Genomic DNA, 25,726 nt, shown 5'->3' with positions numbered 1-25,726 from the left:
TCAAGCGCATGATATAAGGTTATCAGACAACCTTACAAATACTTTTTCGGGCTTGTGGTGTTGGAGCACACAGAATCGAATAAGATCTGTCGTGGAGGAGAAGATAATGCATATTATGATTATAGGCGCGGCAGGTATGGTCGGTCGCAAGCTGTCGCAGCGATTGGTTAAAGATGGCGGCCTTGATGGCAAGTCAATCCAAACACTGACGCTGGTCGATGCCGTAAAGCCGGAATCACCTGCAGGTTTTACAGGCAAGGTCAGGCTTGAAAGTGGCGATTTTTCTGTACCCGGCACCGCTGAGAAGCTGATAAAAACACGCCCAGACATCATTTTTCATCTGGCGGCCATTGTTTCGGGTGAAGCAGAGCTTGATTTTGATAAGGGCTACCGGATCAATCTCGATGGTACGCGTCTTCTGTTTGATGCCGTTCGCCAAGCGCACATGGAAGACGGTTATTTTCCGCGCATTGTTTTCACGTCTTCGATTGCAGTTGTCGGCGCGCCACTGCCGTTTCCTATTCCCGATGAGTTCCACCTGACACCACTAACCAGTTATGGCACGCAGAAGGCAATCTGCGAGTTGCTGTTATCCGATTATACGCGGCGCGGCTTTTTCGATGGTATTGGTATCCGCTTGCCGACGATTTGCATTCGTCCGGGCAAGCCCAACGCCGCCGCATCAGGCTTCTTCTCGAATATCTTGCGTGAGCCCTTGATCGGGCAGGAAGCCGTGTTGCCCGTATCCGAAGACGTTCGTCATTGGCATGCCTCGCCGCGCTCTGCCGTTGGTTTTCTTATTCATGGGGCTACGATGGATCTTCAGCGCGTTGGAGCGCGCCGCAATTTGTTTATGCCGGGCCTTTCCGTCACCGTCGGAGAGCAGATCGAAGCATTACGCCGTATCGCCGGTGAAAAAGCGGTCGCGCTTATTCGTCGCGAGCCCGATGAGATGATCATAAAGATGTGTGCGGGATGGGCGCCGGGTTTTGAAGCCAAGCGCGCGCACGCGTTGGGGTTTGAGGCAGAAACCTCATTTGACCAGATTATTCATGCTCATATTGAGGATGAGCTTGGAGGTTCGCTTTGACGCACAAGATTGCTTTCCTTGGCACAGGCCTTATGGGGGCGCCAATGGTTCGACGCCTGCTTGGTGCTGGTTATAGCGTTTCTGTGTGGAATCGCGATAACACAAAGGCCAAGCCCTTGGCTCAAAATGGTGCGATTGTCGCCACAAGCGCTGTTGAAGCTGTCAAAGACGCCGACTTGGTTTTTACAATGCTTTCCGATGGCAAAGCGGTCGGCGCGGTGCTGTTTGATGGGGGCGTTGCCGCCGCACTTAAGACGGGTGCCGTTGTCATTGATACTTCGTCTATCGCTCCACCGATTGCGCGGAAACATGCGCAGCATTTGAATGCAATGGGTATCCGGCATATTGATTGCCCTGTTTCCGGCGGAACTGTCGGAGCAGAGGCAGGAACTCTTGCACTCATGGCTGGCGGTGATGGGGCACTTGTTGAGGAACTGGCGGATGTGTTTGCAGCTCTTGGCCGCGTTACGCATGTCGGGCCTTCGGGTGCGGGGCAGGTATGCAAGCTAGCCAACCAGCAGATTGTTGCGATCACCATCGGTGCCGTTGCTGAAGCCATGATGCTGGTGGAAGCCGGTGGTGCGGATCGCGGCAAGTTTCGCGATGCCATTCGCGGTGGCTTTGCGGAAAGCCGCATTCTGGAATTGCATGGCAAACGCATGGTAGAGCGTAGTTTTGAGCCTGGTGGACCTTCACGATTACAATTGAAAGATCTGGATGCAGTCGCAGCAATGGCTGAAACTCTGTCCCTTGAGTTGCCACTGACCGAGGGAGTTCGTGATGAATTCCGCGCATTCGTAGAATCTGGCCATGGGGAAAAGGACCACTCAGGCTTGTTGCTGCATTTGGAGAGGCTCAACAACCGTGAGCCGGAGGAAGACCAATGAATGATGATCGAAACACGCCGCGTCGGCTACGCTCTCAGGATTGGTTCGATAATCCCGATCATCTGGATCTGACAGCGCTCTATCTTGAGCGCTTCATGAATTATGGCACCACGCCTGAAGAATTGCGTTCGGGCAAGCCAATCATTGGTATTGCTCAGTCTGGCAGCGATCTCAACCCCTGCAATCGACATCATCTTGATCTTGCGAAGCGTATTCGGGACGGTATCCGGGACGCGGGCGGCATTGTCATTGAGTTTCCAAGTCATCCGCTGTTTGAAAACTGCAAACGCCCGACGGCAGCGCTGGATCGCAATCTGGCCTACATGACGCTGGTTGAAATGCTCTATGGATATCCGCTTGATGGCGTTGTGCTGACAACAGGTTGCGACAAGACTACCCCATCCGCTTTGATGGCCGCTTCAACGGTCGATATTCCGGCAATCGTGTTTTCGGGCGGACCTATGCTTGATGGCTGGCATGAGGGCAAGCTCGTAGGCTCCGGCACGGTGATATGGCAGTCGCGCCGCAAATATGCCGCAGGTGAAATTACAAAAGAAGAATTTCTTGAAGCAGCGCTAAGTTCTGCGCCATCGGTCGGCCACTGCAATACGATGGGAACGGCATCGACGATGAATGCGATGGCAGAGGCGCTTGGCATGTCGCTTACAGGTTGCGCTGCCATTCCGGCAGCCTATCGTGAGCGCGGCCAGATGGCGTACCGCACAGGCCGCCGCGCGGTCGAACTGGTGCTGGAAGACATCCGTCCATCCAGTATTCTCACGCGCGCATCATTCATCAATGCGATCAAAGTTAATTCGGCGATTGGCGGCTCAACCAATGCGCAGCCACATCTGATGGCGATGGCAAAACATGCGGGTGTGGAACTCAAGCCAGAAGACTGGCAGGATGAGGGGTTTGACATCCCGCTACTTGCGAATATCCAGCCAGCGGGTGAATATCTGGGTGAGAAATTCCACCGGGCGGGCGGTGTTCCGGCAATCATGTGGGAACTGCTCTCGGCGGGAAAGCTTGATGGGGCCTGTGCGAGTGTTACCGGCAAAACGATTGCTGAAAATATCGTAGGTCGGGAAACATCGGACCGCGATGTGATCTACCCCTATGCGCAGCCGCTCAAGTGGCGTGCGGGCTTCCTTGTCATGAAGGGCAATATGTTTGATTTTGCCATCATGAAAACGAGTGTGATCTCACCGGAATTTCGCGAGCGCTATCTCTCAGAGCCGGGCCGCGAGGGCGTTTTTGATGGTCGTGCTATCGTTTTTGATGGCTCTGAGGATTATCATCAGCGCATCAACGATGCGGAGCTCAATATTGATGAGCGCTGCATTCTGGTCATTCGGGGCGCTGGCCCACTCGGCTGGCCGGGCTCTGCCGAAGTGGTCAATATGCAGCCTCCGGATCACTTGCTAAAACGCGGCATTACCAGTCTGCCGACCATCGGTGACGGTCGCCAATCTGGTACCGCTGATAGTCCATCCATTCTCAACGCTTCACCGGAAAGTGCAGCAAGCGGCGGTTTGGCATGGGTGCGAAATGGCGATATTATTCGCATCGACTTCAATCAGGGCAGGTGCGATATGTTGGTGGATGATGTTGAGATTGCGCGCCGGAAGGCGGACGGCCTTCCGAAGACACCGGCGGATGCGACGCCCTGGCAGATGATTTACCGGCAAACCGTCACGCAACTTGCGGATGGTGCAACCATTCGTGATGCGGAAAAATTTCGTCAGCTTTCGAAGACGCCACCGCGGCATAATCATTAATCTGGATGGCCAGACCTTTGCTTCTTTAACAGAGCGTCTTGCAGAGTTCCGCTAGCTTAAAGCGCCGATCAGAATGATCAGATCGGCGCTTTAAGGTTTTCTATTTGCAGCGCTGCAAAGGCCTGAATGATTTTATTCACGATAGGCTTTGAACGCCGACTGTTGTTTTTAATGATGACGCAATAGCGGCTCTTGCGTTTGACAAGTGTCGTGACATTGGCTCCTCCAAGGTCACGATCAAAGATAATCAAGTCGCCTTCCCAGTTGCCGAATTGCAGACGATTGCCAACAAAATCAGGACGTTGATAAATACAAAATGCTTCTGGAATGCAGGAGCTGCGCGATCGTCTGGTGCGGCGTGGGCAGCGCTTTGTTCGCATCTCGGCCAGGGGTGTTGTCACGTTAACTGGACTGCAGTTGCCTGCCTGACGGTTTGGGCATAAATTTTGACGATGCAGCCATCAGATATCATCTTCAAGCGTCACCGTTTTCCGCCACAGATTATTGCTCATGCGGTGTGGCTTTATCTGCGGTTCAACCTTAGTCTGCGTGAAGTTGAGGAAATGCTGCTTGAGCGTGGTATCGACGTATCATACGAGACAGTTCGTCGTTGGATCGCCAAGTTCGGAGCCCAGATCACGCGCAACTTGCGGCGTCGTCAGGCGCGCCCTGGCGATATTTGGTATTTGGACGAAGTGGTCGTCCAATGCTCTGGAAAGAAATTCTGGCTCTGGCGTGCGGTGGATCAAAACGGCATCGTTCTCGAACAAATCTTGCAGAAGCGGCGAGATAAAGGGGCAGCAAAGCGAATGCTCGTGGCGTTAATGAAGCGCTATGGCTTCGCTCCCAAACGGATCATCACTGATAAGCTCCGCTCGTACAGTGCAGCAAAAGCAGTAGTGGCACCCGGCCTTGAGCATTGGTCGCACAAGGGCCTCAATAATCGAGCCGAGAATAGCCATCTGCCGTTTAGGAAACGGGAGCGAACCATGCAAGGCCACCGATCACCGGGAGCGTTGCAACGGTTCGTTTCCATGCACTCAGCTACCCGCAATTGTTTCTCTGTTCCATCTCGTCGCCGAGCCGCACACACAATTCGTTACCATCGCCTCGAAGCTTTCGATGCATGGAAAATTGCGGCCTGTGTCGCCTGAATATCTACGAACCCCTGGCCTTTCCGGCAAGAGAAACTTAACGTGACAACACCGTTGGGCGTTATCGCGGGCTGTGCCGCTCTTCGACCATAACGGCGAAATTGACAGTTGGATGGGCTCTGCCTCGGACATCACGGTACGTAAATCGTCGGAAGAAACACTGCGGTTGCTCAATTTCGAGTTGGCGCATTGAATGAAAAATACGTTTGCAGTCGTTCAGGTGATTGTTGCGCAGACTTTGCGCCTGTCGGAATCGGTCGAGACAGCAAAGGAAATCATAAATAGCCGCCTTCAAGCGCTTGCGAGTGCGCAGGATATCCTGACTTCCACCGAATTTACCGAAGCAGATGTTGGCGAAATTGTAAAGGCAGCTCTTGGTGCCCATCAAAGTCCAGATGCGCGCGTTGAAATTGTGGGTGAACGTTACAGCCTCAATCCACAACAAGCTCTGGGCCTTTCGCTTTCGATCCACGAACTCGCAACAAATGCTGTTAAATATGGTGCACTGTCTAATCAGTCGGGTAAAGTGGTTATCAGTTGGTATCTGACCGGTGGGCAGTTCGAGTTTCAATGGGTAGAAAGTGGCGGGCCCGCGGTGAGAATTCCGACGCGGCAAAGCTTTGGTTCCCTCTTAATCAAGCGGGTGGCAGCGAGCTACTTCGGCGGCGAAAGTCTTCTAGATTTCAAACCCGAGGGGTTAGTATATAAACTCTCAGTTAGTAAGCCAGCTGCGTAACGAGTTTCATTCCACAAATACTAGTTTTGCACCGCTATTCGCCATTCTGAGTTATTGTCCCAAAAGGATATGGGCCACATGTCACGTCTAGGACCTAGGTATTGATTGTCAGTTAGGAATATTCTCAATGAGCCGAATTGGTGCACTTGGAGTAGCTTCTCCAAGAAAATCTGCCATCTTCAGGTTGATTAAGTGATTTCTTTAAAACTGGATTAGATCGTCAAAATCCATCCGTATCATCCTGCTGATCATGCTTTGATATAAAATGCTTATGAAGTCCAATATTTGAATTATGACTACCAGATAGGATGTTACGATGCTCCTGTAACTGTCGAAGGCAAAGCTGGACGTCTGATTATAAATCGCAAAGATACCTTCCGGAAAACCTGCCATTACATTCACTAAAAAAGTGGGCGAAGCTGGAGTAGAACGAGACGCCGAAAAGTGGCGGTTTTGCTCACATGAGTGATGATGAGTTCTTGTTCCGTATGTGTACCATATACGGCTTCTTAAAAGTGATAATCATCGACCTTGAAGACCAGCCATTAGCTGCTCGAAATCGAAAAGTCTAAGGGTTGGAAGCCGCCAGCCCTTTCTTTATTCCTTCCTACGCCTCCTCTAATTTATGCTCCTTCTTTGTTCTGCATCAAGACTTGTGAATTCGAGTAGCTGCTCAACGGAAATAATTCTTTTGGATCGTTGGCTTTGAGATGGAACAGACGTTGAGCCAATCCGTTTATTAGGTGCGAAGCGCATTTGGCGCTCCTGGAGCTCGAGATGCGTAAAAGGGTAGCTGTAGTTGGATCTGGTCCAACTTGTATATTTGCTCTACAAAAACTTATTACTTCCCATAAGCGATTTGACATAACAATTTTCGAAGCCTCGGACGTAGCTGGTAAGGGAACTCCGTATCAGCGTGGCATCAACGACGATGCAATGATGTCCAATATACCGAGCATCGAAATCCCTCATCTTCCCCAAACGCTTGTTTCATGGCTTAAAAACCAGCCTGACGAATATCTCAAGGAACTTGAATTGGATCGATGTGCGATTTTTGACCGCGCTTTTTACCCACGGGTTGTTGTCGGTGACTATTTACGTCAGCAGTTTGAAACAATCGTTTCAGAAGGGATGCTATCAGGACACAACATACGTGTTCGAGAATCCTGTCGTGTTTTAGACATCGTTCCAAAGAGAAGCGGATTCCTAATAAAATTCGGAGATCTTCCTCAGTTTGATTTTTTCGATTATGTCATCGCAGCCACTGGTCACAGCTTTCCAACGGCTCAAGAACCCGCGCCTGGTTATTTCGACAGTCCATGGCCTGCGACTGCGCTACAATCAATTTCCAGCGAAAAGATAGGCATATTGGGCACATCGTTAAGCGCAATCGACGCGGTAATGACGCTTGCAACAAAGTTTGGAAAATTTAACAGGATGCATGACGGCCAACTTCGGTATGAAATTGGCGACAACCATGCTGAGTTCGAAGTTATAATGATGTCTCGAAAAGGTCTTCTGCCAGAGGCAGATTTTTACTTTCCAATTCCTTATGAAAATCCATTAATCTGTACTAAGCAGGCGGTAACCGAGCGGATCTCACTTGGCAGCAGTCGTTTGCTCGATGATGTGTTCGACTTGTTCCGACGAGAAGTTGCAATTGCTGATCCTAAATATGCTCAACTGATACATTTGGATGAACTCACCGTCGATACATTCGCGACAGCATACTATGGCGTAAGGGATAAGATAGACCCATTCGTGTGGGCTAAATTGAACTTGGATGAAGCTAAGCGAAATTATGATGCGAAACATAGCATAGCTTGGCGATACGCAATTCTGATTACACATGAAATTATTGAGATGGCAGTCAACCATTTCAATACCGAGGACTACGCCAGATTCAATCACTCATTTAAAAGCATTTTCGCTGACGATTATGCCACAGTACCTCACATCTCGATAGAACGCCTGTTGGCACTGCATGAGGCAAAGAGATTGCGGATCGTTGCCCTTGGTGACCAGTCAGAAATTTTGACTGCTAATAATAAGCGAGAAACGGTTGTAAAATCTAGTGGCGAAGAATTAGTGTTTAATACGTTTATCGATGCAACTGGTCAAAAGACATTATCTGCCGAAAATATACCGTTTGCATGCCTCAAAAACAAAGGTCTTGTGTCTTCTGCTCGCACAAAGACATCTAAAGGAAATCAGAGGCGTACTGGAGGGATAGATATTGATAATCAGTGCCGCCCGCTTGTAGCAGGAATTAAACCTATTCGTGGATTATACCTACCAGCTGTCTCTTACTTGCTTCATAAAAAACCGTTTGTTCAGGGTATCACGAGCGCTGCTGACCTTGGTGAGATCATTGGGCAGTCGATAATTGATGATGCTAGTCGAACCAGAGGTGGGCGTATGGCTTACCGAGCCGCGAAGCTTAATGACAATTTCGAAGTAGCAGCATAAAACGGCAAGCAAAGAAGTCATATTCAGATTATGATTGGGCAGTCTTTTAAAATATTAAAACCTTATATTAACATACAAGAATACTGGTCGAAATAAGCTCCGACCAGTATTTCTGTGAAATCACATATTATTCTTCGTCATATTCTGTCGCTGCTGCGTTCACAGATTCTGTAGCAAGTTCCGACAAGGCCTTATCTGCAGCCTTCTCCTGAGATAAGATATCATCGATGTGCGTTTTGATTTCATCTAAACCAAGAGCTTCAGCGAACGAACTCATCGAGCCATAGCGGGTGATTTCATAATGTTCTACAGCCTGACAGCTGAAAATAATCGCTGCGTCAACTGCAACACTGGAGCCAAAATCTTCGAGAAGGCCTTCGCTTTCTTCAAGGATTCCATCAATCGCATCACATTTTTCTGCTTTGGCTCGCTTGCCTAGCAGTTCAAAAATGGTTTCAAGTTTTTCGATGTGTGTGGCAGTCTCTTCACGATGAGAAGTCAACGCATCGACTAGTGCAGGATGATCGGCGGCTTTGATCATCTTTGGCAAAGATTTGTAGATTTTCTTCTCTGCGTAATAGATATCACCGAGTGCGTGTTCAAACAGATCGGAAAGGCTCTTTTCATCCTTATTCGATGAACGCTTTGCTTTCTGAGCCGCTGTTTTTGTCGCTACGGCATGGGCTCGCTTTTTCTTCGTTTCAGCGTTTGCGCTCGCGGTCTTGGCTCCTGACGCACGCGCTGTCTTTGCAACGGCCTTTTTCTGAGATTTGTTATTCGTTGATGATTTTTCAGTTGTAGCCATTTCATCTCTCCCTGGTGTTGCCACTGACTAGGCTGAGCAAAACGCGGGCGATTGGCTTAGGTTCCTCGATATTCCGGTGTGGGTCGATCAAAAAAAGTCAGCTGTTTTGAAAGGCCATATTAAAGATCTAATTGTTTCTTGATTTATATTTTGACGAGCTTAAAAAATTTGGAATTGTTGTTAGTGAGCTTTTGTACATTATATGTAAGTCAGTTTAGAGGTGGCTCCGGAAATCTGCACAGCTGGAATAAGTGAAACTCTACCTGAGTTCGGCTTAGATGCCGGGATCAGGAGATATCATCACGAGACGACCACCCCGAAACCATAGCCCAGCTTTCAACGCAAAAGTTGAGCTCGCTGCGATCAGAGGCGAGCAAACGGTAATGGAGTTATCTCGACAGTTTGCCATTCACGCGAACCAGATATAGCGATGGAAAGATCAGCTTCTCGAGGGGGCGATCGGTGTTTTAGCCGGCGAGACAAAGGCAGAATTAGCAGAGCCAACCGTCGAGGTTAAAACGCTGCATGCGAAGATCGGTAAGCTAACGCTGGAGAACGACTTTTTGGCCGGAGCGCTCAGCAAGGCGGGATTGCTGGGCGGAAGAAAATGATTGACCGCGCTCAAAAGTTTTCGTTGGCACGACAGGCGAAGCTACTCGCATTCAGCCGTAGCAGTGTCTACTATTCATCACGCCCTGTATCTGTTGGCGAGCTGGCACTGATGCGGCGGATCGATGAATTGCATCTGGAGCACCAATTAGCAGGAATTCGGATGTTTGAAGTTGGCCATATGCATGTCGCTACGCTGATGGAGAAGATAAGCATCAAGGCGACTTACCGTCGCCCAAACTGTGGAATCTAGCCTGAATTTGACCCGGTTTTGTGTTCGATATTGATCACACCTAGCGCAGGTATTCTGTTGAATTCTTTGTCGATCTCCATCTTTGTGTGGTTCAGCCCTAAATAGAAATCTGGCTTAAAGTCTGGCGAAACTCAACACATAGGGTATCGAAAAAGCGAACCTCTGCGAAACAATGGCAAGCGCACTTAAACAAGCTGTGGCTAACATGCCGAATTAAGAAATATACCCGTGAACTTAGCAGCGACACGGGGCTTTTCTTGCTGAAAATTTCCCACGGAATTCACCAGCAAACAATGGAACCTAATAACCAATAGAAAGTTTTCACAGCGTACACACCCTTAGGAGTAATGCAATGAAGAGTGTTCTTATTGCGGTGTTGTCACGTTAAGTTTCTCTTGCCGGAAAGGCCAGGGGTTCGTAGATATTCAGGCGACACAGGCCGCAATTTTCCATGCATCGAAAGCTTCGAGGCGATGGTAGCGAATTGTTTGTGCGGCTCGGCGACGAGATGGAACAGAGAAACAATTGCGGGTAGCTGAGTGCATGGAAACGAACCGTTGCAACGCTCCCGGTGATCGGTGGCCTTGCATGGTTCGCTCCCGTTTCCTAAACGGCAGATGGCTATTCTCGGCTCGATTATTGAGGCCCTTGTGCGACCAATGCTCAAGGCCGGGTGCCACTTCTGCTTTTGCTGCACTGTACGAGCGGAGCTTATCAGTGATGATCCGTTTGGGAGCGAAGCCATAGCGCTTCATTAACGCCACGAGCATTCGCTTTGCTGCCCCTTTATCTCGCCGCTTCTGCAAGATTTGTTCGAGAACGATGCCGTTTTGATCCACCGCACGCCAGAGCCAGAATTTCTTTCCAGAGCATTGGACGACCATTTCGTCCAAATACCAAATATCGCCAGGGCGCGCCTGACGACGCCGCAAGTTGCGCGTGATCTGGGCTCCGAACTTGGCGATCCAACGACGAACTGTCTCGTATGATACGTCGATACCACGCTCAAGCAGCATTTCCTCAACTTCACGCAGACTAAGGTTGAACCGCAGATAAAGCCACACCGCATGAGCAATAATCTGTGGCGGAAAACGGTGACGCTTGAAGATGATATCTGATGGCTGCATCGTCAAAATTTATGCCCAAACCGTCAGGCAGGCAACTGCAGTCCAGTTAACGTGACAACACCATTGAAGTCGCTCTTCACTTTCCGTCAAATCTGCTATGCGTTGCTGCAGAGTATCTGTAACATGGTCTCTATTCGTAGAAAGCCCTGTTGCTCGTTCTCGGGTCACATCCAATTGAGATGCAAAAAAATATGTCAATATTTCATTACTGAATACTGGTGAAACGAGAAGCCGGTTCCAAAAGACCGAGCCGTCTTTTCGATAATTTAGGAGATCAATTTCTATTGGCTCGAGTGATTGAATAGCATCGCGAACCCGATTGATGTCATCAGTATTGGTACCTGGACCTTGAAGAAAACGACAGTTTTTACCGATAGTTTCTTCGCGTGAGTAACCGGTCAGTTTCAGAAACGCATCGTTAACAAAAATGATTGGATTATCCGGCTTGCGAGGATCTGTAATCAGCATCGGCATACGTGTTGAACGCATCGCTGCAGCGAATGGATCTGAACCCTCATTGAGATCGTAGATTTCACGATGGATGCGGCGGTCTTCGGATCGTGTCGACATATCAGCCCTAATTTCGTTCGAAGCTCGTAGTATAAAAGAAATTGAAGGTTTCGCTAGCTGAAATTCATGCTTTGTTCTAAATTATGAGGCGACATATTGATTGAATAGAGCAAAAATATGCTAGGTTCAGCAAATCTATAAAAGAATAATTACGAACGCACACTCGCAAAATGAAGGAGAGCGTTATCGACTCACTTCTGCAAGCGTTCGAAATCAGCCAATTTTTTTATATTTGCATATAAACTCAAACGGAACTTGCTTTTCAGAGGGGGTAAGTTCAATCGAATAACCGTTACTTTGGACGGATTTACTCAAGTTTATAGAATTTTCGACCTCAAAACCTTTATCCCGATGCGGTTGCGCCCAGTGTTTTACTTCTGCCAAGGCCCTTTTCTTAGCTGAACTAAGGTCAGGCATAACTAAGAGCAGATTTTCATGAAGCTCACCGAACTGTGTGGTGGTGTAACCGCCAAGGTTTAGAAAAAACAATTTGTTAATATGATTGCTTCTGTTTTTGGGAACAATATTTACGTTATGCCCGTCAACCTGGCGTATCTCTCCCCAGCAATCGAGATGAAGGCCTTTTGGGTTTCCCCACCATTGCTCGCGCAAATCATCGTAACAATCTTCGATTTGGTTACCTAAACAAAAGCGTATGTCATGCAACTCGACGTTTGACCCACCGCAACTGCCACCAATTTGTATCATGAATAGCTTCAATTGATTGCTCTACCGTTAGGCGCGGTACCTATATCTTGCTAAGCGATGACTACCGACAAAATACGTTATGATTTGTACGACGTATCGCTGAGCCTTTTCCGGCTAAATTTATATCTGAACCGCGACAATTCTTAATAAAATAAAAAGCGGCCTAAAAGCCGCTTTTTATTGTTTCTGATATTATTTGCCCCAACGGCCTTCGTATTTGAATTCTGGAGCTTTTTCCAGATCTTCCTTTGAAGTTTCCATTTTAGCGGACCACTTCTTGTCGTTTTCTGAGTAGAGAATTTCTACCGACTGAGGAGCGACGATTACATATTTTTCGCCGATTCCGAGGAACCCGCCGACAGAAACGATATAGCCTGTAAGAGATCCATCAGCCATGATTAGATCCTGGATTTTGCCAATGCTCTCATCCTTGGAGTTGACAATATCGAGATTTAAAATGTTGCTGGAGATTACGTCGGTTGGCTTGGCTGTCACAAAAACTTCTGTCGAAGTAGTAGTGGCGGTCTGTGCGAAAGCAAATGATCCAAGGGCAGCTGTTGCAACGGTTGCAAGAATTAGTCGACGCATATGATTTCTCCAATTTTTGAGCTCACAATTTCGCTCGCACCTATAAATGTAATACGACAGAGTTGGTTCCTTCTGACGTGATCTGAAAGCTCAAATTGTTGCATCCATAAGTTAGGCTATTTCAAACCGTGGATGTCGACTAGAACGTTTTTGGTGTACTTAAATGCTTGAATTGTTCTCTAAACGGGCATTCCTGATAGTGCGATGAATAAAATCCAATTTTTCTACAACTGGCGTGGGGAGCACAAAAGGATAAATATCAGCTTGCCCCATGGAGCGTTGAAACGTGTTTAGAGCTAAACTGATAGGCACCCAAGCCTCGACAATTTGGGTCGCGTTGTTTGCCCTGTAAGGATCAAAAGCGACCTCAGTTTCAAGCTCGCGATGCTTTAAAGGTTCTATCGTTAAACCAAATGCATGCGCAGATTCCAAAGTATCGACGATATGAAAATAATGAGCCCAACATTCTGCAAAATCCTCTGATGGGTGACAGCTCGCATATGTGGAAACGAAATTTTCATCCCAGTCTTTTGGAGGCCCTTGCTCGTAATTCCTCTTCAAGGCGGCTGCATAATCTTCACGTTCGTCGCCGAATAATATTCGGGCTTCAGTAATCATTTCGCTTCCATCAATAAGTTGCTGGAAATAAAAATGACCGATTTCGTGGCGAAAATGTCCTAAAAGCGTTCTGTATGGCTCGCCCATGGCTACGCGAACGCTTTCCCTCACGTCGTCGTCAGCTTCAGCGGCGCGCAGACTGATTAAGCCATCCTCGTGGCCGGTCATTGCAGGGACGACATTGCCGTGGTCATCAAATGTGTCTTCCATGAAATCGAATACCAGACCGCCCTGGGGATCAATGTCACGGCCAGGGCATGGTAAACCAAATCGCAATATAGAGTAAAAAAGATGGCGTTGGGCCGCCCCGATTTTACGAAACCGCTCGAGACCATTGGGTGTTTGGATGTCAGGAATTTTTCTATTATAGCGAGCGGGCACCGCTAAGGTTTGTGGACCGTCCGCTTTGACAAGCCAGTTACTACGGTCAACTTCGGCATTCTGACAAAAACGCCATAATTCTCCTTCGCGCGATGGAACCGACCAAAGCTGATCATCTACCTGGTTAAGAGTATGAAGAGTGAGTGTGTCTGAGACAAAGCCCACGCGCGCATTGCCTGCTCCTAAACTCGTTGTATTTTCGAAATAGATTGGCGTCCCGCTTATGTCGCATCGATAAAGCTGCATTTTCTGGCCCTCAATTGATTTTGCCATAACGCGCCAACGGCAATAAGGACGCATCTTAGAAATAAATTTTTGAAAATCTTATAATTGTTGGGAGCCGAGCGGAACCGCAAGACCATTCGTCAGTTTTAGCCACTGAATTGCCAGGGAGATAACGATGCTTATTCGAGTGGGTTACGAAATTGCCGTGGAAGTGACATCTCCAACAGCTGTATACACGTATCTGAACGTTCACCCCGAGCAACAAAACAACATTGTTTGGTCAAATGCACAGCAGTGCTTTGGCACGCGTCACTTAGACGTTCACGGAAATGAATTGCATCGCCACACTTTAGCGCCTGGTGAAACGGTTCTCACTTATGACGCAATTGTTGAAAATGATGGCCTTCCTGACGTGTTTAATAATAATGCAGAACAGGGAGATCCGGCCAAGTTGCCGTGTGAATGCCTCCCATATCTACTTGGTAGCAGATACTGTGAAACGGATCGAATGTCGCAAATCGCATGGACCCGTTTCGGGCATTACAATTCGGGAGCTGACAGGGTTCGCGCGATTTGCGATTTCGTTAATTCGCATTTGAATTTCTCTTACGGATATGCTCGATCAACCCGAACCGCACTTGAAGCTTATAATGAGCGGGTTGGTGTGTGCAGGGATTTCGCGCATCTAGCCATTACATTTTGTCGGGCGCTCAACATCCCGGCGCGTTATGCAAACGGTTTTATGGGGGATATTGGCGTACCTGCTGATCCGTCGCCAATGGATTATAATGCGTGGGTCGAAGTTTATCTCGACGGACAGTGGTTTACGGTTGATGCGCGACATAACCAGCCAAGGATCGGTCGAATTCTCGTAGCGCGTGGCAGAGACGCCAGCGATATTCCGCTATTTTCAACTTTTGGACCCCACCAGCTCAACAGGTTCGAAGTCTGGACTGAAGAATACAAAGGGCTGCAGTCAAATATCAGTAACTACACTCGTCCTTTGCGTTTAACGTCCGCACGATATGGACCAGCTGGGCGATCCCCTCATGACCTGGGCGTCAATCACTTCAGTACTGCTCTTATTTGAAAGTAAGACTTTTAATGCCATTTGATGAGATGCTTAAACAGGGCAAGGGTGTCCGCCAACCATATGAATTTCTCAAACAATGGCTCGACGAGCAGGATCAGCATAAACTCCTGCAGAAAACTCAGGATGCCGAGAGTGTCTTTCGCAAAACCGGCATTACCTTTGCAGTTTATGGCGATGAAGATGCGGCTGAGCGGCTAATCCCGTTTGACATTATCCCGCGTATTATTTCGGGTCAGGAATGGCGCAAGCTTTCGCAAGGCATCGAGCAGCGTGTGATGGCGCTCAACGCATTTCTCGATGATATTTATCATCGTCAGGAGATTGTGCGGGCAGGGCGTATTCCGAAAGAGCTGATCACCAACAACGAGGCTTTTCTGCCTGAGATGATCGGCTTTCGTCCGCCGGGCAATGTCTATACGCATATTATCGGCGTCGATATTGTGCGCACAGCTGAAAACCAGTTCTATGTTCTTGAGGACAATGCGCGCACGCCGTCCGGCGTTTCTTACATGTTGGAGAACCGTGAAACGATGATGCAGCTTTTTCCAGAGCTGTTTCAGAATGTTAAAGTGCGCCCCGTAGAGAACTATCCGCAACTGCTACGCCAATCACTGGCAAGTGTTGCACCACCCGGAACGCAAGGTGTGCCAACGGTCGCTGTTCTGACACCGGGTATTTATAATTCTGCCTATTTTGAACATGCGTTTCTGGCCGATCAGATGGGTGTTGAACTGGTTGAGGGTAGCGATCTGCGTGTTGTCGATGGTCGTGTGGCGATGCGCACAACGAAAGGCTATCGCACGATTGATGTTCTGTATCGGCGTGTTGACGATGATTATCTCGACCCACTGACATTCAGGCCGGATTCTACGCTTGGCGTTCCGGGTATCATGGATGTTTATCGGGCCGGTAATATCACGATTGCGAATGCACCCGGGACAGGTATCGCCGATGATAAGGCGATTTATTCCTATATGCCGGAAATCGTCGAATTCTATACAGGTCGTAAGGCGATTTTGGAAAATGTGCCGACGTGGCGCTGCTCGGAACCGGATAGTCTTGCTTATGTGTTGGACAATCTGGCCGATCTTGTCGTTAAGGAAGTGCACGGTTCGGGCGGCTATGGCATGCTGGTTGGTCCTGCTGCTACAAAAGCCGAGCGTGATGCCTTTGCTGAAAAGTTGAAAGCGCGTCCGCGTAATTACATTGCGCAGCCGACACTGGCACTTTCAACCACACCGATCTTTACCGAAAGCGGTCTCGCGCCACGCCATGTTGATCTTAGACCATTTGTACTGGTCTCTGATCGTATCCGGATCACGCCGGGTGGGTTGACGCGTGTAGCGCTTAAAGAAGGCTCGCTCGTCGTCAATTCCAGTCAGGGCGGCGGCACCAAGGATACCTGGGTGCTCGACGATTAAAATTACATCACACGCAGCAACTGACAAAAAGATCAGGGCGTAAAAAGGGGAATATTTATGCTTCTTGGCCGTACGGCAAATGGTCTTTACTGGATGTTTCGCTATATTGAGCGGGCCGAAAACATGGCGCGTCTGGTGGATGCGGGATTGCGAATGGCGCTTACCAAAACATCGGATGCACCGGAAGAATGGTCCTCGGTGATCGTTTCGGCTGGCGCAAGCGAGACATTTTCAGCCAAATATCAGGCTTATAATGCAGCGAATGTAGCTGACTTTCTTCTGCGCGATATGGATAACCCATCCAGCGTGATGTCCTGCATGGAAACTGCACGCTCCAATGGGCGTATGGTGCGAACTGCACTCACGCGCGAGGCATGGGAAAGCATCAACGAAGCGTGGATGGTTCTTAAAAAATCATTGTGCAAGCCACTTAAAGAAGCTGACCTGCCGCCACTGCTTGATCAGATAAAGCGCGAAACGGCACTGATCCGTGGTGCATTCCACGGCACTATGCTGCGCAATGAAATCTTTGATTTTGCAGGGCTTGGCACATTCATAGAACGTGCAGACAATACAGCCCGCATTCTCGACGTAAAATATTATGTGCTTCTCCCTGCGGTTTCCTACGTCGGTACCACGCTCGATAATTATCAGTGGGAGTCGATTTTGCGCTCGGTCTCTGCCCATAGATCCTATCGCTGGGTTTATGACGGTGATTATCGCCCGGCGCATGTTGCGGATTATCTTATTTTGAATGGACGTATGCCGCGTTCGCTCAATCATTGCTATCAGAGCATCAATGGACATCTGAATTTTCTGGCCAAGGATTATGGCGATAGCGATGTCTGTCATCAGACAGCGGACAAGATTTACGCAACACTGCAAAATCAGGACATCAGTGCTATTTTCGATATTGGTCTGCATGAATTTCTGACGGAGTTCATCGCGCGTAACAACCGGCTCGGCAACGAGATTGCGGAAACCTATAATTTCTATTGAGGTGATTGCTTGCTGCTTGATATGCGGCATTTTTGATATTGTGGTCCTCATAAAAATGCTGGAGGTTAGAAATTCAATAGAACGAATGAACAACTTTAACATTCAAAATAAATTTTTTGGCGTTTGAGGCATGGTATTTTTCGTTATTCTTCGAAGTTTGATAATGTTGTATGACAAATAATATTATAGCGTGAACTAGAAAAATGAATTAATCTCAATCAACATATTATATCAAGTCAATATCTAGTTTGAGAAAATATATGAGTAAATTTTTAAAATTCTTTGATGTTATTCAAAAATATTTTGTGATAACTGCTATATTAGAATAATTAATGTATCAAAATTACGAATTCACATAAGATGAAATATTTTATATAAAAAGCATCACTCAATAATTAAATACAACGGCAAGTTGTAGCAATAAAATTGAAATTTATTCAATGAGCCGTAAATTAATTGTTAGGTCTCATAACCGCTCCGTTAACTCGGTAGAAGGCTCACGTCACTTATATCTTTGCAGAAACGTGTTAGCTCGTTTCTTCGCTTTTTTTCATCTGGTATTCGTAAAATATACGAGGGATGCACGGTAACAAAAAGTGTGCGTGTATCGTCCATGATGATTGCCTGACCTCGTATATCCTCCAACCGACCTTTCTGGCCGGTGAGAGAAAATAAAGCGGTTGCCCCCATCGATACGATTATTTTTGGTTGCACAATATTTATTTCCTGTGTCAGCCACCACCGGCACTGTTCAATTTCACCAGTATTTGGCCTTTGATGAATGCGTCGCTTTCCACGAGGTTCATACTTAAAATGTTTAACTGCATTGGTGAGATATAGTTCACGCCGATTAAACCCTGCTCTCGTAAGGGCTTCATCCAAGACACGTCCGGCAGGTCCGATAAACGGTCGCCCTGCGAGATCTTCCTGATCACTTGGTTGTTCTCCGACAATCATGACACGAGCGGTGGCTGGACCTTCACCAAAAACCGTTTGCGTAGCACGGCAATGAAGATCGCACCGATCACAATATCGCGCACTCTTGCTAAGAGTATCAATACTATCGATCTGATCGGTAGGCGCGGTCGCAATGGCGGCAGCTGCTTTTTGTAGGCGGTCATGGAACGGCAGAGGGTGCGTGGCCTGCTTTTGCCCCATCTCAAGCACTCTAGCTTCCGCCCCTGCAATTAGCTCGGGAATGAGATCTGCCTCAGGAAGGTTTTTCCAATATTTTTTCGGCATTTCCGTCATCATCATCTTCACCTTCAGCCGGGCAGGATTGAAAATGGATGAGTAGTAGGTGCGCCAAAGTTGCTCCGTGTCATCATGAATATCGGGCTTATTAGCTGGATCAGTTGAACAGCAAAGGTCTCTACCATCCCAACAGGCCGATCCCTGCGGAGTGGTGATTATCCAATCCATATCATTGAAACGACGCTGGAAAAACGGAGCAACCTTCTTAACAATGAAATGATCTGGTTCGAACCATGCCACAAATCGTCGCCGAGCTGCCACCCCTGTCGGAAGCGGCATCTCCTTAAACCGAACGAAAGCTGTCATTTTGTGATAGTCACGGCTAACAGATTTTAGCATACGATGTGCAGCAGCAACATCTGGATCTGATTTTAAATCCAATAAATGCTGCTCTGACCTTAAGCGGTAGAGAATTGTGTACAACAATCCGAAACGTGAAGGGTGTGAGTGACAAATCACGGCTTCCGCTAACCTGAAAAATGCCACAGGAACATTGATCACAACAGCGCCACTCTGCTGATCCGTTTCCTCAATTTGAGGTTTGTTATCCTGATCAAATAAGTCTCCCCGTTTCCCTTGAAGTCGCCAGTCGATATCTCTCGGTTCAACATTCGCTAGAAGAAACTGTCTCGCGGCACTGCGCCACTCGAAAAAATCTCCGCGCCCCTCAAGGAAACAGGTTTCTGTCATAGCATTGACAACTGCTGCGGCTTCGGCATGAACATCGATCTTAAATCTGCACGATCGATCAGGCGATGTGGAGACCAACCTTCGGTCAAGATAAAAGCCTGTACTTTTTTCAGAGATATTCCGAACCGACCTATATCCTCAAGTCGCAAGAGCTTGAAACGGCGTGATGAGAGGATAGAGTTTACCGTTTTCGTTCCGAAACCTGGAACACGAAGTAGCACTTCCCGATCGGCACGATTCACATCGACTGGAAAACTTTGACGGTGGGCAAGCGCCCAAGCCAGTTTAGGGTCAATATCTAAATCAAGCATACCATCGGATGATACTGAAGTAATCTCGCTGATGTTAAATCCATAAAACCGGTAAAGCCAATCGGCTTGGTACAGACGGTGCTCTCGCATAAGTGGTGGTTTAATAAGCGGCAAGTTTTTTGATGAATCCGGAATTGGACTGAATGCCGAATAGTACACGCGCTTTAATCCATAACTGCCATAGAGACGTGCGCTTGTGCCAAGAATTGTTGCATCGTTAGCAGCATCAGCCCCAATAATCATTTGAGTGCTTTGACCTGCTGGCGCAAATCTACGCTGCCGCTTAGTTTGTAGGCTCGGTTCAGCCATTTCCTCAATTTTCATGCGCAGATTTCCCATTGATCTGCGAATGTTTTCTGGCCGCTTTTCAGGCGCATATTTGCTTATACCATCATCAGTTGGCAATTCGATATTGATCGACAAGCGGTCCGCATATAGCCCAGCCTCATCAATGAGTTGTGGTGAGGCCTCCGGAATGGATTTAAGATGGATATATCCTCGAAAATTATGCGTCGTGCGAAGCTCGCGCGCGATGCGTACCATTTCTTCCATGGTGTAATCAGAAGAACGAATAATGCCTGACGAAAGAAACAAACCTTCAATGTAATTGCGTCGATAAAATTCTAACGTCAACCAGACGACTTCTTCGGCAGTAAACCTTGCACGCTCGACATTGCTAGACGACCTGTTGATACAATAAGCGCAGTCGTAAATGCAAAAATTTGTCATTAAAATTTTGAGGAGCGAGATGCAACGACCATCTGGCGCATAAGCATGGCAAATGCCCGAACCTTCCGTCGAACCGAGACCACCAGACGTAGCCGAGTTCCGCTTTACAGTGCCGCTCGACGCGCAAGAAGCATCATATTTTGCAGCGTCTGACAGAATAGCTAAGCGTTGAACTAGAGATTTCTTCATACGTTTGTTCTCTATCTGTTCCTCAACTAATTGTCAAGCGTACGTCTTGATTTGAGTAACGCTCGAAGAAACCGTTCGGATTCAGAACTTATCTAGCATTCAAATAGAAATTAAGAATACGACCGGAGAGCGGTGTGCATCGAATTAAAAAGTAGATACCAACCTGCCACCGCAGATTTTTTTTACACGATGTCTCTTACGAATTCATTCTTATTTGCAAGTTTTCGGTAACCGGTGTTCTGACCCCACGTTCTATTTGATTTTGTGTTCTGTCATTGAGAGTTAGCGAATGGACAGAACGGAGTTTCTCCATGGAGCCTCGAATGGAGTTTCTCTCAACGGATCAGGGTAAGCGTGACATGGACTTCCCCTTCAAAAGTGGAGGGCTTCTGTTAGATAAAACTGACAGGAGACTTAGAATTGAAGCAGCGCGAATTTACAGAAGATTTCAAACGGGAAGCCGTTCGTATTTTAACGACGAGTGGTCGAAGCATTTCATCGGTTGCGGACGACCTTGGCATTGGCAAATCAACACTTGACCGCTGGCGTCGCAATTTTGCTGAGAAGGATCTGCTTTCTGGTCCGCATGAGGACATGAGCGAGGAACTTGCCCGGCTTCGTAAGGAAAATGAACTCCTGCGACAGGAACGTGACCTACTAAAAAAAGCGACGGCCTTCTTCGCTCGGGAGACAAGTCGATGAAGTTTGCGTTCATCGACACGGAGAAGGCTCATATGTCTCTGTCACGGCTGTGCGCTTTCGCAGGCGTCAGTATCAGCGGTTATTATGCATGGAAGCATCGTTTGCCCAGTCGTCGTCAGCTCGACGATATGATCATCCTGGCGCATATTCGTAATCAGTTTGAGCTGTCACGTGAAACTTATGGCAGCCCTCGAATGCATGTCGAACTGAACGAAGAAGGTATTCGAGCAGGACGTCACCGCACGGCGCGACTGATGCGTGAAAACGGCCTTAAAGCCCGGCAGAAAACTCGCTTCAAACGCACGACCGACAGCAATCATGGTGAGCCCGTCGCTCCCAATCTTCTGGATCAGGACTTCACTTGTGATGGGCCTAATCAAAAATGGGGTGTCGATATCAGTTACATATGGACGGCAGAAGGCTGGCTATATCTGGCAATCGTTGTCGATCTTTATTCGCGTCGCATCATCGGCTGGGAAGCACGCGATAGGATGAAGAAGGATCTGGCGATCAGTGCTTTGAAGAAAGCCATTGCAATCCGTCAACCAAAGCCGGGGCTGATCCAGCACTCGGACAGAGGAAGCCAGTATGCCAGTTATGAGTATCGCAAAATCCTCACAGCTCACAAAATGCTTCCATCCATGAGCGGCAAAGGAAATTGCTATGACAATGCAATGGTGGAAACCGTCTTCAAAACGATCAAGTCGGAACTGATCTGGCGCACTGTGTTCTACACACGTAAGGATGCAATCAAAGCCATTGGCGAATACATTGACGGCTTCTATAATCCTGTGCGCAGACATTCTGCACTCGGATACAAATCACCGATGCAGTTCGAGATGATAAACCGTAAATTAGTGACAGAACCCCTCCACTAAATAAGGGCAAGTCCAGCCGTCGGCTGTTGTAGAAATTTAGATATCTGCCGATGCCAGTTCGGGCCTCGGACACGGTTTTGTAGGCGTGAAGATAAACCTCTTCGTATTTGATTGATCGCCAGAGCCGCTCGACAAAGACATTGTCTCGCCACGAACCCTTGCCATCCATCGAGATGGCGATCTCTGCCTTTTTCAGCAAGTTAGTGAAGTCGATGGACGTGAACTGTGATCCTTGATCCGTGTTGAATATTTCAGGCTTTCCATAGCTGACCAGAGCTTCCTCAACCGCTTCGATGCAGAAGTCCGCCTCCATTGTGATCGACAGTCGCCATGATAGAACCCGGCGGCTGAACCAGTCGACGACAGCGCACAGATAGACAGAGCCACGTGCCATCGGAATATACGTTATGTCCATTGCCCACACCTGATTGGGTCTGGTGACCGCCAGCTTGCGCAGGAGATAGGGATAGATTTTATGCCCTGGCGCTGGCTTCGAGGTGTTTGGGCGACGGTAAATCGCCTCGATGCTCATCTTCTTCATCAGCGTAGCGACATGCAGCCGCCCAACTTCAAGCCCTTCTCCTTTCAAAAGCCCCTGCAACATCCGACTTCCCGCGAATGGGTATTCCAGATGCAATTCATCGATCCGGCGCATCAGTGCCAGATCGCCATCCGATACAGGGCGCGGTGAATAGTAGACACTGCTACGGCTGAACCCGAGGAGCTTTGCCTGTCGTGCGACCGAAAGCTTGTGAGCGCGGTCGATCATTTCCTTCCGCCCAGCAATCCCGCCTTGCTGAGCGCTCCGGCTAAAAAATCGTTCTCCAGAGTTAGCTCACCGATCTTGGCATGCAGCGTTTTAACGTCGACGGTTGGCTCTGCTGATTCCGCCTTGGTCTCGTCGCCGAAAACACCAATGGCCCCCTCAAGAAGCTGATCTTGCCATTGCTTTATCTGGTTCGCGTGCACGTCAAAATGCTGGGATAATTCCACTAGCGTCTGCTCGCCTCTAATCGCAGCCAGCGCAACTTTTGCCTTAAAAGCTGGGCTATGGTTTCGGCGTGGTCGTCTCGTCATGGTATCTCCTGTTCCCGGCATCTAAGCCGAAGTCAGGCAGAATTTCCACTTATCCTAGCTGTGCAGATTTCCCGAGCCACTTCTGTTTCACGACCGTGCTGCAAAAGGTGGTTCGTCCGAAGTCGTGCAAATTTGACGATACTTTCCAATTCTCGATGCTAACGCTTTACCAGCAACTAATACCTTAGACGGCTACCAGATTTTAATATGCGGCGGCGATCACGATCCGATAAATGAGTGTTGAATTCAGCCTAAGTTTGATTCAGTTTTGCGGTCGGAGGCGCTACTTAATTGCATCTTGCCGTCGGCAGTGTCACTTCGAAGCGAATTTTCTACCTATTTCGCACTGGGGTTCAACAGTTTTGGATCCGAACGGAGAATCTTGACTGGCACTCTGAAAATGAGTGCCGTGTGGAGATTCTGAGCTCATAGCAGATACTTGTGTCGGCATAAGGTCGGGATCACAGTTATTTGATTTTCGCATCTATTAGATAGGCTCTTTGCATCTGGTTCAGGTTATGGTATGAATTATTCATACCATGCTTGATGTGATCATAAAGAAAAGTAGAATGGCCAACATCGAAAAACGCACGATTAGCCTGCCTAGTGAGCAGGCAGCTTTCATCGAGTCTAAAGTCAGGAATGGGGATTACGCCTCAGTCAGTGAGGTTGTTCGTGCTGGCATCCGAGCATTAAGAGAGCGTGATGAAGTGATTGAACGCTGGCTACATAATGAAGTTGCTGGATCTTACGATGCGATGAAATCAGATCCAGCCCGTGCGATAACCGTCGATTCTGCCTTTGCGTCAGTTCGTAATCGGCATGCTGAACGCGTGAAAGGTCGCAAGTGATCCGCAGATCCGTCGTCTTATCTCCGGAGGCGGAAACAGATCTGGTGGCTCTTTATGATTGGATAGCCGAAAGAGCATCGCCTGATACCGCACTTGGATATATTGATAGGCTCGAGAACTATATTCGTGACTTGGAATATGCTTCTGAACGAGGCGCTTTGCACAACGATATACGAGAAGGGCTGAGAACCGTTGGCTTTGAACGCAGGATAACGATCGCGTTCAATGTCACTGCGCAAGAAGTTATTGTTCTTGGCTTATTTTATGGCGGCCAAAATTGGCAGGAAGCCTTATCTCAACACTGAAATCGTAATTGTGGTTCTTGGTTCAAAATCTGAATCAGAAACTTCCCACCAGATTTGCACCACGTACTATTTTTTCCTCTGTACTTAAAGATTAAAAATTACTAAATAATAAATAAAGAAATGCCGATTATATCACCGTACTGAATGAGAAATGGGGCTCGTTGTTTTGAATAATTGGCATATCAGCCTTCTGCTTTTAATGGCTCCGCTGCTAATTTCGTGCACTTCAACGGGAACTGCTAGCATCAGTAACGGCAAACGGGTGGTTACACCGGAGGATGCGTTCGTTCTCCCAACAAATTATTCCGTTGTTGGTGTTGTCGAAGATCGGGCACGTAATGGCGTTACGCAAAAAATTACACTGAGTACGAACTCCAAGCTGGCGGGCGAAAACTACTTCTACGTTCAGTTTTTGGGTCCGACAGGTGCGCGCACGGAAAATACGATTTCATATGCTGCGATTACAGACGGCCGGATAGCAAGAGAGTTGCGCACTGAGATGGGTGGTATCGTAATGTCTCGCTCCCCATTCTATGTTCAAAATAATTACGGCTCGTTTAGCTATGCAACAGGAAAGGCGCCGGGTGGCGACAATTGCATTTATGCGTGGCAACAAATTCAATCGCCGGAGCATAATCAAAACTTTTTCCAGAACAGAGGGCGTATCAATTTGCGCTTGCGTCTTTGTGAGACGGGTTCAGATGTCGATAAGCTATTGTCGGCGATGTATGGCTTCACCATCAACGCAACGAACCAGGCTAATTCCTGGAACCCTTATGGTGAGCCCGCTTCTCCATCGCCAAATCTCGGACGACCCGGCAATCCGGTTTTTCCGCCGGCTGTGAAAAGCGAGCTTGCCGGACCGTTTCCAGCATCAGATCTTAACAGCAGTCTTTTGAATAAAGCTGAGACGACGTTCGAAAATGCTGCACAAAATAATCAGCAAGAGCGCCGCCTCAAAAATCCAACATCGAGTAGTGCAAGCCAGGAGAGTGTGGTGCCGCCTCGTGCGCTGCCAGCACCCGTTAAAGCGACCAGTTCAAATACGGTTATTGTGCCGCCTCCGCCCGCCTCTAGTCAGAGCTCTGACGTCTTGAGACGGCAGTCGTCGAGTAATGGAGGAGCAAAAAATGAAGCAATACAAGTTCCATCTCCCTGCTCTTTGATAAAGTCTCCGAGATCAAACGGTAAGGAAAGTGAAGCAAATAATTTCTGCAATTAGCGGT

General features: G+C 48.1%; 22 protein-coding genes and 2 pseudogenes. 14 read left to right on the top strand and 10 right to left on the bottom strand.

The genetic code is table 11. From position 1 onward, the window contains the following. The first annotated feature begins 106 nt into the window (after window positions 1–106). Genes denD through U2P60_RS19490 form a run of 3 tightly spaced genes read left to right on the top strand, consistent with a single transcriptional unit; the run spans window position 107 to window position 3,758 of the window. Window positions 107–1,090: a D-erythronate dehydrogenase gene (denD, locus tag U2P60_RS19500; RefSeq protein ID WP_413574012.1), complete on the top strand. Its 984-nt coding sequence runs from the start codon at window positions 107–109 to the stop codon at window positions 1,088–1,090. After that, complete coding sequence (locus tag U2P60_RS19495) at window positions 1,087–1,977, top strand: NAD(P)-dependent oxidoreductase (RefSeq protein ID WP_413574010.1); 891 nt, start codon at window positions 1,087–1,089, stop codon at window positions 1,975–1,977. The genes denD and U2P60_RS19495 overlap by 4 nt, the downstream gene beginning before the upstream one ends. Further along, window positions 1,974–3,758: an IlvD/Edd family dehydratase gene (locus U2P60_RS19490; RefSeq protein ID WP_413574009.1), complete on the top strand. Its 1,785-nt coding sequence runs from the start codon at window positions 1,974–1,976 to the stop codon at window positions 3,756–3,758. Before U2P60_RS19495 ends, U2P60_RS19490 begins: the two co-directional genes overlap by 4 nt. Before the next feature lie 77 nt (window positions 3,759–3,835). On the opposite strand, the gene U2P60_RS19485 is transcribed toward U2P60_RS19490, so the two are convergent. Further along, window positions 3,836–4,009, bottom strand: a complete 174-nt coding sequence (locus tag U2P60_RS19485) for a hypothetical protein (RefSeq protein WP_413574008.1) — start codon at window positions 4,007–4,009, stop codon at window positions 3,836–3,838. A 201-nt stretch (window positions 4,010–4,210) separates the two neighbouring features. Here U2P60_RS19485 and U2P60_RS19480 point away from each other — a divergent pair, with 201 nt between their 5' ends. The 3 genes from U2P60_RS19480 (at window position 4,211) to U2P60_RS19470 (ending at window position 8,117) form a co-directional block, all read left to right on the top strand. Continuing rightward, the gene (locus U2P60_RS19480) at window positions 4,211–4,912 is read left to right on the top strand and encodes an IS6 family transposase (protein ID WP_413574006.1); all 702 of its coding nucleotides are present in this window, start codon (window positions 4,211–4,213) and stop codon (window positions 4,910–4,912) included. Between the two features lie 193 nt (window positions 4,913–5,105). Next, on the top strand, window positions 5,106–5,648 hold the full coding sequence (locus tag U2P60_RS19475) for a sensor histidine kinase (protein WP_413574004.1): 543 nt from the start codon (window positions 5,106–5,108) through the stop codon (window positions 5,646–5,648). Window positions 5,649–6,425: 777 nt separating this feature from the next. Then, window positions 6,426–8,117: an FAD/NAD(P)-binding protein gene (locus tag U2P60_RS19470; protein ID WP_413574002.1), complete on the top strand. Its 1,692-nt coding sequence runs from the start codon at window positions 6,426–6,428 to the stop codon at window positions 8,115–8,117. 127 nt (window positions 8,118–8,244) lie between these two features. On the opposite strand, the gene U2P60_RS19465 is transcribed toward U2P60_RS19470, so the two are convergent. Then, the gene (locus U2P60_RS19465; protein ID WP_413574000.1) at window positions 8,245–8,922 is read right to left on the bottom strand and encodes a ferritin-like domain-containing protein; all 678 of its coding nucleotides are present in this window, start codon (window positions 8,920–8,922) and stop codon (window positions 8,245–8,247) included. A gap of 278 nt (window positions 8,923–9,200) precedes the next feature. Here U2P60_RS19465 and U2P60_RS19460 point away from each other — a divergent pair. Beyond that, window positions 9,201–9,772 (top strand): annotated as a pseudogene (locus U2P60_RS19460) (IS3 family transposase); the annotation flags it as partial. 437 nt (window positions 9,773–10,209) lie between these two features. Here U2P60_RS19460 and U2P60_RS19455 read toward each other — a convergent pair. The 5 genes from U2P60_RS19455 to U2P60_RS19435 all read right to left on the bottom strand — a co-directional run bounded on the left by U2P60_RS19455 (window position 10,210) and on the right by U2P60_RS19435 (window position 14,022). After that, complete coding sequence (locus tag U2P60_RS19455; protein WP_413573999.1) at window positions 10,210–10,911, bottom strand: IS6 family transposase; 702 nt, start codon at window positions 10,909–10,911, stop codon at window positions 10,210–10,212. A 9-nt stretch (window positions 10,912–10,920) separates the two neighbouring features. Further along, a complete protein-coding gene (locus tag U2P60_RS19450; protein ID WP_413573997.1) occupies window positions 10,921–11,481 on the bottom strand; it encodes a PAS domain-containing protein in 561 nt (186 codons plus the stop codon). 213 nt (window positions 11,482–11,694) lie between these two features. Continuing rightward, window positions 11,695–12,189 carry a DUF1543 domain-containing protein gene (locus tag U2P60_RS19445; protein WP_413573996.1) on the bottom strand — a complete coding sequence of 165 codons (495 nt, stop codon included), beginning with the start codon at window positions 12,187–12,189 and terminating at the stop codon, window positions 11,695–11,697. Window positions 12,190–12,381: 192 nt separating this feature from the next. Continuing rightward, window positions 12,382–12,777, bottom strand: coding sequence for a PRC-barrel domain-containing protein (locus U2P60_RS19440; RefSeq protein ID WP_413573995.1), 396 nt, complete (start codon window positions 12,775–12,777; stop codon window positions 12,382–12,384). Window positions 12,778–12,936: 159 nt separating this feature from the next. Continuing rightward, complete coding sequence (locus U2P60_RS19435) at window positions 12,937–14,022, bottom strand: putative zinc-binding metallopeptidase (protein ID WP_413574346.1); 1,086 nt, start codon at window positions 14,020–14,022, stop codon at window positions 12,937–12,939. Window positions 14,023–14,176: 154 nt separating this feature from the next. Between U2P60_RS19435 and U2P60_RS19430 the strand changes: the two genes are divergently transcribed. The 3 genes from U2P60_RS19430 to U2P60_RS19420 are packed head-to-tail and all read left to right on the top strand — an operon-like array spanning window position 14,177 to window position 17,514. Further along, complete coding sequence (locus U2P60_RS19430; protein WP_413573993.1) at window positions 14,177–15,091, top strand: transglutaminase-like domain-containing protein; 915 nt, start codon at window positions 14,177–14,179, stop codon at window positions 15,089–15,091. Between the two features lie 14 nt (window positions 15,092–15,105). Continuing rightward, window positions 15,106–16,515 (top strand): circularly permuted type 2 ATP-grasp protein, encoded by a 1,410-nt coding sequence (locus U2P60_RS19425; RefSeq protein ID WP_413573992.1) that lies wholly within the window; start codon window positions 15,106–15,108, stop codon window positions 16,513–16,515. Between the two features lie 57 nt (window positions 16,516–16,572). Beyond that, window positions 16,573–17,514, top strand: a complete 942-nt coding sequence (locus tag U2P60_RS19420; RefSeq protein ID WP_413571649.1) for an alpha-E domain-containing protein — start codon at window positions 16,573–16,575, stop codon at window positions 17,512–17,514. 480 nt (window positions 17,515–17,994) lie between these two features. On the opposite strand, the gene U2P60_RS19415 is transcribed toward U2P60_RS19420, so the two are convergent. Continuing rightward, on the bottom strand, window positions 17,995–19,458 hold the full coding sequence (locus tag U2P60_RS19415) for a UdgX family uracil-DNA binding protein (protein WP_413573990.1): 1,464 nt from the start codon (window positions 19,456–19,458) through the stop codon (window positions 17,995–17,997). Next, window positions 19,455–20,687: a putative DNA modification/repair radical SAM protein gene (locus U2P60_RS19410; protein WP_413573988.1), complete on the bottom strand. Its 1,233-nt coding sequence runs from the start codon at window positions 20,685–20,687 to the stop codon at window positions 19,455–19,457. The genes U2P60_RS19415 and U2P60_RS19410 overlap by 4 nt, the downstream gene beginning before the upstream one ends. Before the next feature lie 420 nt (window positions 20,688–21,107). Between U2P60_RS19410 and U2P60_RS19405 the strand changes: the two genes are divergently transcribed. Further along, window positions 21,108–22,267, top strand: a protein-coding gene (locus U2P60_RS19405; protein WP_413570911.1) for an IS3 family transposase whose coding sequence is annotated in 2 segments (ribosomal slippage) — window positions 21,108–21,369 and window positions 21,369–22,267 — 1,161 coding nt in all. Because the reading frame shifts where the segments join, the coding sequence is not laid out codon by codon here. Between the two features lie 16 nt (window positions 22,268–22,283). On the opposite strand, the pseudogene U2P60_RS19400 reads toward U2P60_RS19405, so the two are convergent. Beyond that, a pseudogene (locus U2P60_RS19400) lies at window positions 22,284–23,344 on the bottom strand (IS3 family transposase); the annotation flags it as partial. A 569-nt stretch (window positions 23,345–23,913) separates the two neighbouring features. Here U2P60_RS19400 and U2P60_RS19395 point away from each other — a divergent pair. The 3 genes from U2P60_RS19395 to bcsN all read left to right on the top strand — a co-directional run bounded on the left by U2P60_RS19395 (window position 23,914) and on the right by bcsN (window position 25,722). After that, the gene (locus U2P60_RS19395; RefSeq protein ID WP_413573987.1) at window positions 23,914–24,195 is read left to right on the top strand and encodes a type II toxin-antitoxin system ParD family antitoxin; all 282 of its coding nucleotides are present in this window, start codon (window positions 23,914–23,916) and stop codon (window positions 24,193–24,195) included. After that, window positions 24,192–24,500, top strand: coding sequence for a type II toxin-antitoxin system RelE/ParE family toxin (locus tag U2P60_RS19390; RefSeq protein ID WP_313830242.1), 309 nt, complete (start codon window positions 24,192–24,194; stop codon window positions 24,498–24,500). Before U2P60_RS19395 ends, U2P60_RS19390 begins: the two co-directional genes overlap by 4 nt. A 151-nt stretch (window positions 24,501–24,651) precedes the next feature. Continuing rightward, entirely contained in the window at window positions 24,652–25,722 is a 1,071-nt protein-coding gene (bcsN, locus tag U2P60_RS19385) for a cellulose biosynthesis protein BcsN (RefSeq protein WP_413573986.1), read from the top strand. The last annotated feature ends 4 nt before the right edge of the window (window positions 25,723–25,726 follow it).

This window comes from Brucella sp. H1_1004 (assembly GCF_047308065.1).
Classification (GTDB): Bacteria; Pseudomonadota; Alphaproteobacteria; order Rhizobiales; family Rhizobiaceae; genus Brucella; species Brucella pseudogrignonensis_B.
Note: the sequence above shows the minus strand (reverse complement) of the source record. Positions and strands in the feature narration are given on the sequence as shown.